Below are 11,731 nucleotides of genomic sequence, written 5' to 3'. Positions count from 1 at the left end.
CGCGGAACAGGGGAAGATCGACTCAGAGCGTCGACGGTCGCCGCCATGCTCAGAGCCTGTGCACTGCGGAGTCGGAAGGCCTTTCGACTCCGGCTCGATCCCCGTGCCCGGCACGGGCGAGACAGTCCACGTGCAACACTATCTACGTCTTAAAGATCACTTTTCCGCGGTCCGGACCGGCCGCGATCTCCAAGATCAAATCATCTGGATCATCGACTCCGAAGCCAATACTCCAGGCAACTTCGCGTCCCGGCAGCAGCGAGGTATTCGGACTACCGGAAAGCATGTACTTATCCGGTTGACCGGAGTCGAATATTTCTTGCATTTCTCGATTTGCACTCTGCAGTGTAGCAAAGAACGATGACGGACTGAACGGCTTCGAAGTTCGATTGGTCACCGTGATCGCGAACATTACATAATACTTGGTCTTTATGGGCACCGCCGCGAAGGCGGTCGGAGTTATGCGCTCAGGCTTACCTATACGTACACTCAGCTTATCCGGGTATACATAGGTTTCACCGAAGTCAAGGATGAGCCCACTGCTGCTCAAAGGACTGGGTTCCGGCCGGTTCTCGATGTCGGCACCATTGGGGACTATCCCCCTGACTTCCTTGGCGTCCCCATCGGACGCCTTGGCGCTGGCGTCTTTGCCGCTGCCCGCAGGATCAATCACGAAAGCCAGTGGAACGCTCACGGCCGCAACGGCCGCTGCTGCCGTTGCGAGCAAGGCGCGCCGTGACCACCGGCGTCCGGGGTGTTCATTGGCTTGGTCGCCTGCCAAAGAGGGTGATGCCTGAGGAAGTAGTTGGACTGTCGCGCCCATCTGAGCGGACCGGATGGAACTGCGGACCTGCTCCTGCGAAGTTGGCGTATGAAGTCCGATCATTCGATGCAGGCTGGAAAGGACGTCAGCGGCTCGCTCAGGACGCTGGCTCGCCTCCTTTGCCAGTAGGCCCAAGACGAGTTGGTCCATGGCGGCAGGTATTTCCGGCCGGATCGCACTTGGCGGGATTGGCGTCATGTTGAGATGCTGGCCCATCAACGCTGGTGTTGATGGGCCGGGGAAAGGAGGTCGTCCGGTGAGGAGAGCGTATAGAAGGCCACCGAATGCGTACAGGTCCGTGCGTTGGTCGACGGCCTGGCCCAGCCATTGCTCGGGAGCCATGTAGGTGGGGGTGCCGGCAGCCTGTCCGCTGATGGTGTGGGTGGCCGATGCATCGGCGATGTGAGCTATCCCGAAGTCGCAGATCTTGACGCGGTCCCCGTCCAGAAGCATAACGTTAGAGGGTTTGAGGTCTCGATGGACGATTCCGCGCTCATGGGCGGTCGCCAGACCGTCGGCGACCTGCGCTCCCAGCGCGTGCGCTCGCGCGAGCATAAGTCCCCCTGGGTTTTCGGCGATTTCCTGTTCCAGGCTCACGCCTTCTAGGAACTCCATCACCATGTACCATTGGCCTCCGTATTCTCCAAAGTCATCGACGGTGGTTATGCTCGGATGCTTCAACCGGACCGCAATCCGTGCTTCCTGTCGGAATTTGCTCAGCCATACAGGACTGGTAGCCGCGACCTCTGCATGCAGCACCTTGACCGCTACTGGACGATCCCGCAGCAGGTCGACGGCCCGCCACACCCTCCCGAAACCACCTCCACCGAGAACGTGTTCCAGCCGATACCGTCCGGCGATCTCCACTCCAGACTCCACCCGGGCCCCTTCACATGCCACCCCAAGAAGGTGGACGACCAGCGCAAACGATGCGGTTGCGACGAATCGTATCGAAGCTGTTGTTCAATCAAGAAGCCAGGAGCCTCGCATCCCTGGCTCGGCGGCGAACCCGCCTGCAAGCCACACCTCTTCTCCATGTCGCGGTGGACCAAGTACAGTAAGTCACCTCGTGATGTTGTGGTCCGGCCCCCGGCACCCAACTCCATTTCGACACTGTGCTTTCCGATGACGCCGACGCCGCAGTCATGCGCCACGCCGGCCACAAGTCAGCAAAGCGAATCGCTTGGCCCTGCGCATCAACGCCGAACTGGCGTCGGCCCCTGAACTACCGGTGCCCCGGGCGGCAGCGCGTCATGCTCAAGGCGGAAGACCGCTCAGTCCGCCGGTGAGATCTTGCCCTGGCACCGCTCCAGGCGTTTGCGGAGACGCTCCTGCACGCTCGCCTTTTCGGGCGGAACGCGCAAGGCTTGGGTGAGTGCTGCAGCCGCTTCAGAGTAAAGACCTTGCTTGACGAGCCATATACTGAGCCGATCTACAACCTTCGGGGCAGTGCTCCCTGCAGCGACGGCTCTCCGGTAGGAAACAATCGCCTCGTCAATATTTCCAGCCTTCTCCGCCCGAAGCCCGTTGTCAGCTGCCAAGACGGCAACTGTCCCATCGTCGCCCTGGTTTACCGCCAACCTCTCCAACGCCACCCGTAGAGCCGATCCGCTGAACGCGCGAAGCTTGCCGTGGCGGTCTTCTCCGTAGGAGACGCGAAGGAGATGCGCCGCTACGGCCGGTCGGGCAAGAACTGGAACACGCGCGTAAAGATCAAGAAGCATGGGAGCATACGGTGCCGCGCATACATACTCAAACAACTCCACCCAGGCATCGGCGATGCCGCGCTCAACATGCAGGGCGCTCACGTAAGCCCTCAGCGTGTCATCACGCCGACCCTTCTGATAGCGGGTGCAGCGTGCCAGCGCCAGCCACGCACGCGCCACCCACGGGTCCGCCGCCGAACCCAGGCGAGTGACCAGATCGCTTGCCCTGCGTTCGAGGCCGGGCCATACATGAGGAGTCCGCTCCTCAAAACGCTTGTTGGTCTCGGTAGCGCACTCGGCCTCGACGGTTTCAAGGCGCCCCCGCGCTACCCGATCACAACCGGCAAGGACCGGGGTCGGCTGGTCCAGCCAACCGAACAGGCCCGCCACACTCCTGGCTATCTCCGGAACAATGGCCAGCAACTCATGCGGCAGCCCCAACGGCTGGAGGTCGAGCAAGAGCACCACCTGCTGACCGTGTCCGAAGTCGTAGAACTCGGCCGGACACGACGGCAACCGCCCACCGTGAGCACCGGCGAATCCCAGCACCGCCCGATGCACCTGCGCGCTCGCCTCAGCTGACAGATATCCGACCAGGTACGTCTGCACGTATACAACCACCGCCGTCGGATAGCGCGAATGCGAGGGCGCCGGAACCAGTACCGCCATCCGTACCCCATCGCCCCCTGGATCGGTCGCGGCGGCCCGCACCGCCTCCTGATGAAACGACTCCCCGACAACCTCGACCTCAACATGCCCCGGCATCCAGGCCGGAGCGGTGACCAGTCGAGGCAACCGTGCGGGCATCTCAGCAGGCGGATCTACAACTGGCCATCCGTACACGGCACCACCCCACGCACCTCTCACAACCCTGAACCCTTGCCCGGTGAAGACGCGCCACCAGTCCCACCGGTTGTCACACGGACCGCCGGATGACCTGCGCAGATGAAATCTCATCGCGTACCGCCTCGAGGAGGACGGCGTGCAACCGTGTGTCGATCCGGGCTAACAGCCCGCGGCCATCCACCGCGACATACGGAACGGCCCGCGTCTCCACGGACGATTGCGCCCGGCCCAGCTATGGGAGGGACTTGCGTCGCGCCCATGGATATACGACCAGGGCACCAGTGGGCGACCGCCTGGTGGGTCGCGGCCCCGGCCACGGCGCCGTTCGCAACGAACGTGCCTTTTCGCAGGCGCTCAGTGCACGTCCACGTAGTCGGTGGGCTTGTTGGAGGCGAGGTAGGTGGAGCTGCCCTTGTAGACGGCCGTCCAGGTGCCGTCCTCGGACGCCTTGAACGTCTTGCTGAACCACCCGTTGCTCGCGGTCTTCACTACGGCCATCTGCGTCCAGGTGCTGGAGCTCTTCGGCTGGAAGTACAGGTAGACCGACGCGCCCGGCCCGGCAGCATCTTGGCCATGTACCGGAACAGCTTCCCCTTGACCGTGATGATCTTCCCTTTTACCACCGGCTCCGGAGAAGCGTTGAAGCCGGCGATGGACGTCCCAGCCCCGCCGCCGAAGAGGTCCACGCTCAGCACGCCCGTGTCGTCGCCTCGCTGGAGGCCAAGCACCCCAACGCGGCCGAGCATCTGGACGCAGCCCGCGACGACCTTGCCCCTGTCGAAACCTCATCCGTGCAGGTCAAGCGGCCGGTTCGTACTCATTAAGGATCCCGCCCAGAGGTTGCCTTCTTCGGATGTTCAGGTGGGCGATCTGTTCGGAATCGGCGATCAGTGGAGGCAACGGCCCTAACGGGCGGGCGTTGGCTATGCCCTGATGAGGCCGATGCTCGTTGTAGAAGGTCTCGAACTCGCGGAGAGAGTGGAGCACATGCCGCTGGTTCCAGATCAACGTGCGGTCTAGGAGCTCACGGCGGCAGGTCTGCACCCACCGCTCCATCACCGCGTTCATTCTCGGCATCCGCACGCCGGTCAGCACCGTCTGGATGCCGGTATCGGCCAGGACGGTGTCGAACAGCTCAGGGAACTTGCCGTCCCGGTCGCGGATCAAGAACCGTGCCCGGCAACCCGCGTCCTCCAAGTCCATGACCAGATTCCGGGCCGCCTGGGTCACCCACGCTGCGTTCGGGTGGGCGGTGGCGCCCAGAACCCGGACACGGCGGGTGCGATGTTCGATGACCGCCAGCACGTACATGCGGGCGCCGGTGAGCGTTACGGTCTCCAGGAAGTCACACGCCAGCAGCGCCTCGGCCTGCGAGCGCAGGACAGTAGGGGGAGCGTTGCCTGAACCGCGTCGGTGCCGAGGGGCGCTGGGCTTCGGCGACCTCTCGGCCGCTGTGTTGTCAGTCGGTGATAACGGCGTCGCGGTGGATCCATTCCGAGCTGTGCGCGGCCTCGTGCATGAAGGCCGCGACGTCGGCGCGGCTGATTCTGGGGGCGCCGCGCATCTGGAGCCGGTCGTTGACGCGGTAGTTGCCTTTGGCCGGGCCGTTGGTGAGCGCGGTCGGGTAGACCAGGGTCCAGTCCAGGCCGCTGGAGCGGATGCGCTCGTCCGCGATTTTCTTGTTCGCGTAGACACCTCGCAGCAACGTGCTGTACATGATCTTCTGCGTGAGGGTCGCAGACTCGAAGGTGTCCCCCACGCCGAATGACGACATCCAGATCAGGCGGGTGACGCCTTGTTCCTCGGCGGCGCCGAGCACGGCGGCGGACGCGCGGTTGAACAGGTCCTGGTGGTTGAGCGATTTGCCTTGGCCGAGTGCGGAGATGATGGCGTCTTGTCCGAGGGCGGCGGTCGAGACATCGTTCCGGGAGGTGGCGTCTCCGGCGACGACGGTGACCTCGTCGGCGAAGTCGGCGAGGGCGGCCGGGTTGCGGGCGAGGGCGGTGATGGTGTCACCGCACTTGCACGCGGCGTTGAGGAGTTGGCGGCCGGTGGGGCCGGTCGCGCCGAGGATGAGCAGGTTCATGCTGGTAGTCCCCCTTCGGGTGCTGCGAAAGGACGAGTGCTAGACGCCGGCTGGCACCGGTGGCTCGTCGCGGTCGCGGGCCGCGTGGCGTGGCAGGAACAGCGCGGGGACGATGATCAGGGCTGTGAGGCCGAAGGCGAGCCAGAACGCGAAACCGAACGCGTCGGCTAGCAGCGGGCCGACGACCGGCATGGCATCAGGCGGGATGGCGGCGATCTGGTCGGTGCCGCCGCCCGGGGCCTGGACACCGCGCGCGGCGAGTTGACCGGTGAACCGCTGCGTCAGGGCCGTCACCAGCAGGGCGCTGCCGAGTGAGGCGCCGACCTGCTGCATGGCCGACAGCGTCGGTGCGGCCCGCGATACCGCCTCTTTGCTGAGCTTGGTGTAGGAGGCGGCGATGGTCGGCATCATCACCGCGCCCAGGCCCATGCCGCGCACGAACAGGGCCGCGCTCAGCCAGGTGTAGGAGGTGTGGACGCCCACCTGGGTGAAGGGGAAGGTGCCGAGCAGCGCGAGCACGATTCCGACGGGTACGACGTAGCCCGCGCCGATCCGGTCGGTGAGACGGCCTCCGATCACCATGGCCACGATGGCGCCCAGACCCTGGGGGGCCAGCAGCAGGCCGGCGTTCAGCGCCCCCTCCCCGCGGACGGTCTGGTAGTAGAGCGGAAGCAGCAGCATGCCGCCGAACAGCCCGATCGCGACCAGGAAGACCGCCACGGTTCCGAAGGCGAAGCGCCGGTTGCCGAGCAGGCGGACGTCGATGATCGACGCGGCTCCCCTGCGCAGGCTGTGCCAGGCGTACAGGGCGAGGCCGGCGGCGCCGCCCAGGAGCCATCCGAGCACGTCCCATTCGCCGAACCCGCCTTCCGAACTCGCCTGGGACAGTCCGTAGAGCAGGCCGGCGAGGCTGCCAGAGAGCAGGAGGAGTCCGCGCAGGTCGAGGCGGCCGTGTTCGGGCAGGGCGCCGCCTGCGGGCAGTTTCCACACCGCGAGCGCCACGGCGAGGATGCCGACGGGGACGTTGACGATGAAGATCCAGTGCCAGCTGGTGTATTCGACGAGCAGGCCGCCGAGCACGGGGCCGAGTACGGGGCCGAGGAGCATGGGGACGCCGAGGATGCTCATGGCGCGTCCCAGGCGTTGCGGTCCGGCGGCTCGGGTGATGATCGCTTGGCCGCCGGGCAGCAGCATGCCGCCGCCGAGTCCCTGGAGCACGCGGAAGGCGATCAGGCTCTCGATCGACCAGGCGGCCGCGCACAGCGCGGACCCGGCCGCGAACAGGCTCACTGCGGTGATCCAGGTCGCCTTGGGGCCGAACCGGTCCATGGCCCAGCCGGTGACCGGGATGACCAGGGCCACCGAGAGCAGGTAGCCGGTGACGACCCACTGGGTCCTCGACAGCGGAGCGTCGAGTTCGGTGCTCAGCGAGTCCAAGGCCACGTTGACGATCGTGGTGTCGAGCACCACCATGATCATCCCGGCTACGATGACGAGCCCGGTGACGATGACGTTTCGGTCGAGCCCGCCCGACGTTTCAGTGGTGGGCGTTGCCATGCCGGCTCCGTTCAGCCAGAGGTTCCTAAGGACACGGGGCGCCGCGGGTCTACGGGGCGAGGCCGACCATGGAGGCGCTCTGGCGCCAGAGGTCGTCGCGGACCTCGTCGTCGCGGGCGAGCGGCGCGGGCTCGGGATAGGTGATGTCTCCCTTGACCAGGGAGACGTAAACGTGCCCGGCGGGGGGCGTGACGGTGCCGGCGGCGAGTTGGGCGAGGACCTGTCCGGCGCGTTCGGGTGGGCCCATGACGTAGGCGGGCTTGAAGCGACCGACGATGCGGAAGACCGGGAAGACGACCAGGGTCATGAACCGTTTGGCTCCGGGGCCGGCGTCGCCGAGGTTGGTGCCGCCGGTGAGGCCAGGGTTGTAGGCCAGCGCCCTGATCCCGCGTTCGCGTACCTCGGGGAGTTCGGCGAGGGAGCGGACGGTGAGCAGGTTGCACAGCTTGGAGGCGGCGTAGGCGCGCATCCCGGCCCCGAATCCCGACGTGGGCGGGTGCGCGCGGGCCTGGGGGTCGAGCGTCTTGGGGGCCAGGGGCGTGATGGCCGGGTCGTGGGTGTCGCTGGTGGTCAGGATGATGCGGGCGTCGTCGGCCAGGTGCGGTGTGAGGAGGCGGGCCAGCAGGTAGTGGGCGAGGTGGTTGACGGCGAAGGTGGTCTCGAAGCCGTCGGCCGTCCGCCCGTCCAGGCTCCTGGACTGGGTGCCGGCGTTGAGGACCAGCGCGTCGATGGGCGTCCCGCCGAGCCGCCGCAGGACGGCGTCGGCGAACTCGCGGACGCTTCCCAGGGAGGCCAGGTCAAGTGGGAGCGTCTCGACGCCGGCGGGCACGGTCCGCCCGGTGCCGCGGGCGCCCACCAGGACCAGCGTGCCGGGGTCGCGGGCGATCTCCTGGACCGCGGCGGCGCCGATCCCGGACGTGGCGCCGGTCATGACGACCACGCGAGCTATCTGTGGTGTGTCGGTCATCTGCTGTCCCTCGGTCGGTGGTCGGTGTCGCCTGTCATGAGGCAGTGGACGGAGTGGAGCTCAGGGCTCCGGTCTGCAAGCGCCGGCCGCGGCGGGTGAGGCCGCGCGGCTTGTAGATGTTGAGCACCAGCGGAACGGTCACGAGCAGGAGGCCGGCCACGGTGTTGGGGAGGTCGGCCCTGTCGGTGCGGGGGTCCATGCTGGGATCGGCGGCTCTGGCCGTCAGTTCGGCGACCTCGGTCGACATGTGCACGAAGAGCAGGGCGACCGCGACGATGGTCAGCCACAGTGAGGCGACCACCCAGCGGTGCCGCAGCAGTCCCCACCGGGTGACCAGCGCCAGGATCACGCCGGTCACCAGGGAGGCGACGGCCAGCGGCGCGATCGCGAACCTCAGCAGCGGATCCATCAGCAGATACGCCCCGCGTACCTGCGCCAGGTCCGAGCTGGTCAACGCCACGGCGTTGACCACGAGGTAGGCGATGATCGCGCCGATCCAGCCGACCGACACGGTCACGTGCACCGTCAGCAGCGGCATGCGCAGCCGACGCCCGGCGGGCATCACTCGCTTGCGGTGGGCGCCGGCTCGGTGGGCCGGGCCCCGTCGGCGTCGCGGTGCCCGTCGGCCAGGTGCGGTCGGTTGAGGCTTTCGCCTTCGACGTCGATGTTGGGCAGGAGCCGGTCGAGCCATCGGGGGAGCCACCAGGCGTGTTCGCCCATCAGGTACATCAGCGCCGGGATCAGGCACATGCGCACGATGAAGGCGTCGAAGAGCACGGCGACGGCGAGGGCGAAGCCCATCGATCCGATGACGGGCTCGTCCATCAGGATGAATCCGCCGAAGACCGCGGTCATGATCAGTGCGGCCGCGGTGACGACCCGGCTGCTGTTGCGGAACCCGTCGACCACGGCCTCGCGGGCGGAGGCGCCGTGGACGTGGGCCTCGCGGATCCGGGTGACCAGGAAGACCTGGTAGTCCATGGCCAGGCCGAAGACCAGGCCGATCAGGAAGATCGGGATGAAGCTGATGATGGGCTGGGCGGAGAACAGCCCGAACATGCCGTTCTGGACGACGGCGACGGTGGCGCCGAGGGTGGCCATGACCGACAGCAGGAATCCCAGGGTGGCGGTCAGCGGGACCAGGATCGAGCGGAACACCAGCATCAGGATCAGGAACGCCAGGCCGATGACGACGCCGAGGTAGAGCGGCAGCACGTCGGCCAGCCGCTGGGACACGTCGGTCTGGATCGCGGTCAGGCCGGTGATGCCGATGCTGGTGCCGGTCGACTTCTCGATGCCGGGCTGGTCGTCGCGCAGGTCGTCCAGCAGGTCCTCGGTCGCGGTGTCCTCGGGCCCGTGGGCGGGCGTGATCAGGACGAGCGCGCCGGTGCCGTCCTTGTTCATCCCGCCCAGTTGGGCGTTGGCGACCTCCTTGTGGTCTCCGGCCCACTGGACGACCTTCTGGTAGGCGGCGGGACGGTCGGCGGCGGGCACGTCGCGGCCGTCGATGACGGTCAGCATCGGTGCCAGGCGGCCCTCACCGAACGCGCCATTGACCAGGTCGGCGGCCTTGCGCTGGGTGGTGTCGGCCGGCGCGGTGGAGTCCGACGGGAAGGCCAGGTGCAGCTGGGTGGAGGGGACGGCGACCGCGCCGAGCCCCGCGGCGGCGGCGAGGGCGAACACGATCGGCGCGCGGCCCACCAGCCGAGCCCAGCGGACGCCGTTGTTGACCGCCTTGCCGGAGGCGTCACGGGCGGGGGTGTGGCGGCGGAACCGCCCGGCGAACGCCTTGGACTTGAACACCCCCAGCACTGCGGGCAGCAGGGTGAGCGCGACCAGCACCGCGATGATCACGGTCCCGACGGCTCCCCAGCCCATGGCGGCCAGGAACGGGATCCCGGTCAGGGACAGCGCCGCCAGCGCGATCACCACGGTCAGTCCGGCGAACACCACCGCCGATCCGGCCGTGCCGACCGCGCGTCCGATCGCCTCCGCCCGGTCCTGGGTGTGCTCCAGCTCGCTGCGGTAGCGGGCCAGGATGAACAGGGCGTAGTCGATGCCGACCCCGAGACCGATCATGGTGGCCAGCAGCGGAGTGCTGGAGTCCAGGGTGGTGAAGGCGGTCATGGCGGTGATGCCGGTGACGCCGAGCCCGACCCCGATACCGGCCGTCAGGATGGGCAGGCCCGCGGCGACCAGCGAACCGAACGTCAGGGCCAGGATGGCCAGCGCGACCGCGATACCGATCAACTCGACACTGGCGCCGCCTCCGCCGCCGCCCGGGCCGCCCTCCATGCCCGCGCCGGAGACCTCCACCTGCAGCCCGTCGCCGCGGGCGTGGTCCAGCACCTCCAGGACCTTGTCGCGGGTGCCGGCGTCGACATCGGTCGTGGTCGCGACGTCGAAGGCGAACTCGATGGTGCCCACGCGCCCGTCCGGCGACAGCGGCGACACCGCAGCCGCGTTCCGCTCGGCCGTCTTCTGCGCGGCCGCGACGGCCGCCTCACCACCGCCCGAGGCCTTCGCCCCCTGCACGGCCATATCGGTGATCTGCTTCTTCATCGCCGCGGCCGCCTCCACCGGACCCGCCGGCGGCTTGTCCGGCATCTGCGGCACCGAACCCAGCTGCTTGACCAGCGTGGAGACCCGGCCGGCGTAGGGCTGCTCGGCGAGCGTGTGGCCCTGGGGCGCGGCCACCACGATGGACACCGACGCCTCGTCGATCGCGTTGCCGGACCCGGGGAACAGCTCCCGCTGCAGGTCGGTGGCCTTCTCCGACGGGATGCCGGGAATGGAGAACTGGTCCGACATCGGCTGCGACATCGTGGCGGCCACCCCGCCCACCCCGATCAGGGCGACCAGCCAGACGGCCAGCACCAGCGGCCAGCGCCGAAAAGCGCCCTTGCCCAATCGGTACAGCAGCGTCGCCATGGAAGTCTCCAAACAGTCGGGGAGGTGGAACAGGTCGTGGTGGGGCGGGCGGGGGGAGGCGACCGGAGGTCAGTCGAAGAGTGCGGCGGCGCCGTCGAAGACGGCCACGTAGTGCTCGGCGAGGCTCGCGCTCGGGTCGGCGACGAACGCCTCGAGCGCGAGATCGAACAGCGACAAGGTCACCGTCGCGGCCGCCCGCGCCCTGAGCAGGTCGAACCTCGCCCCCTCGCGCTCCACGATCGCCTCGGCCAGGAACTCGGCGAGCCTGCTGAACTTGTCGTGCATCGCCTTGTGCAGCCGCGCCTCCGACGCGATCAGCCGCCGCACCCGCTCGTACTCCTCCGCAGCGGTGTCCTGGCGGTTCAGCACCGCCACGATGGTCGCCTTGACGTCCTCGGCGAGACGACCCGTCGGACCGCCCGCCCGGAACGCCGCGAGGTTCGCCGGGTCGGGCCCCGGCGGAGCACCCAGGACGGCGTCCAGCTTCCCGTCCACGTAGTTGAACAGGGTCCGCCGCGACACCCCGGCGCACTCGGCGAGGTCGTCCATCGTGAACCCGTCCAGACCCCACTCCTCGGCCAGCACCTGCGCGCACTGGGTGATCCGGGCCGCGGTCCGCTTCCGATTCAACGACGTTGCACTCTCCGTCATGCGTGCAATCTATGCACTCCTGACAGGAAAGTGCAAACCAAGGTGTCCATGCAGACCTGACGGCGGCGCGGACCGGCGGATTGGGCCCCGTACCCGCCTACCCCAGGGCTGTACGGGAGGTGACCGGCTGCGCAGTGAGGCCTGGACGCCGCGGCAGGGCGAGT

At 67.7% G+C, this 11,731-nt stretch carries 10 protein-coding genes; all 10 read right to left on the bottom strand.

Features of this window, described 5'->3' with window-relative positions; genetic code table 11:
* Positions 1-142 precede the first annotated feature (142 nt).
* The 10 genes from AB0K34_RS04275 to AB0K34_RS04230 all read right to left on the bottom strand — a co-directional run bounded on the left by AB0K34_RS04275 (position 143) and on the right by AB0K34_RS04230 (position 11,567).
* Complete coding sequence (locus AB0K34_RS04275) at positions 143-1,690, bottom strand: serine/threonine-protein kinase (protein ID WP_364545318.1); 1,548 nt, start codon at positions 1,688-1,690, stop codon at positions 143-145.
* A gap of 407 nt (positions 1,691-2,097) precedes the next feature.
* Positions 2,098-3,336, bottom strand: coding sequence for a hypothetical protein (locus AB0K34_RS04270; RefSeq protein WP_364545315.1), 1,239 nt, complete (start codon positions 3,334-3,336; stop codon positions 2,098-2,100).
* Positions 3,337-3,729: 393 nt separating this feature from the next.
* Positions 3,730-3,873, bottom strand: a complete 144-nt coding sequence (locus AB0K34_RS04265) for a hypothetical protein (RefSeq protein ID WP_364545312.1) — start codon at positions 3,871-3,873, stop codon at positions 3,730-3,732.
* Between the two features lie 300 nt (positions 3,874-4,173).
* Complete coding sequence (locus AB0K34_RS04260; protein ID WP_364545309.1) at positions 4,174-4,686, bottom strand: integrase core domain-containing protein; 513 nt, start codon at positions 4,684-4,686, stop codon at positions 4,174-4,176.
* Between the two features lie 148 nt (positions 4,687-4,834).
* Positions 4,835-5,461 (bottom strand): NAD(P)H-binding protein, encoded by a 627-nt coding sequence (locus tag AB0K34_RS04255; RefSeq protein WP_364545306.1) that lies wholly within the window; start codon positions 5,459-5,461, stop codon positions 4,835-4,837.
* A gap of 39 nt (positions 5,462-5,500) precedes the next feature.
* Positions 5,501-7,018 (bottom strand): MDR family MFS transporter, encoded by a 1,518-nt coding sequence (locus tag AB0K34_RS04250; protein ID WP_364545303.1) that lies wholly within the window; start codon positions 7,016-7,018, stop codon positions 5,501-5,503.
* A gap of 49 nt (positions 7,019-7,067) precedes the next feature.
* Positions 7,068-7,985, bottom strand: a complete 918-nt coding sequence (locus tag AB0K34_RS04245) for an SDR family NAD(P)-dependent oxidoreductase (RefSeq protein ID WP_364545300.1) — start codon at positions 7,983-7,985, stop codon at positions 7,068-7,070.
* Between the two features lie 34 nt (positions 7,986-8,019).
* The gene (locus AB0K34_RS04240) at positions 8,020-8,547 is read right to left on the bottom strand and encodes a hypothetical protein (protein ID WP_364545297.1); all 528 of its coding nucleotides are present in this window, start codon (positions 8,545-8,547) and stop codon (positions 8,020-8,022) included.
* The gene (locus tag AB0K34_RS04235; RefSeq protein WP_364545294.1) at positions 8,547-10,916 is read right to left on the bottom strand and encodes an MMPL family transporter; all 2,370 of its coding nucleotides are present in this window, start codon (positions 10,914-10,916) and stop codon (positions 8,547-8,549) included. Before AB0K34_RS04235 ends, AB0K34_RS04240 begins: the two co-directional genes overlap by 1 nt.
* Positions 10,917-10,985: 69 nt before the next feature.
* Complete coding sequence (locus AB0K34_RS04230; protein ID WP_364545291.1) at positions 10,986-11,567, bottom strand: hypothetical protein; 582 nt, start codon at positions 11,565-11,567, stop codon at positions 10,986-10,988.
* Positions 11,568-11,731 lie beyond the last annotated feature (164 nt).

It is taken from the genome of Actinomadura sp. NPDC049382 (assembly GCF_040677125.1).
Taxonomy (GTDB): Bacteria; Actinomycetota; Actinomycetes; order Streptosporangiales; family Streptosporangiaceae; genus Spirillospora; species Spirillospora geliboluensis.
This window is presented reverse-complemented; position numbering and strand designations above follow the sequence as displayed.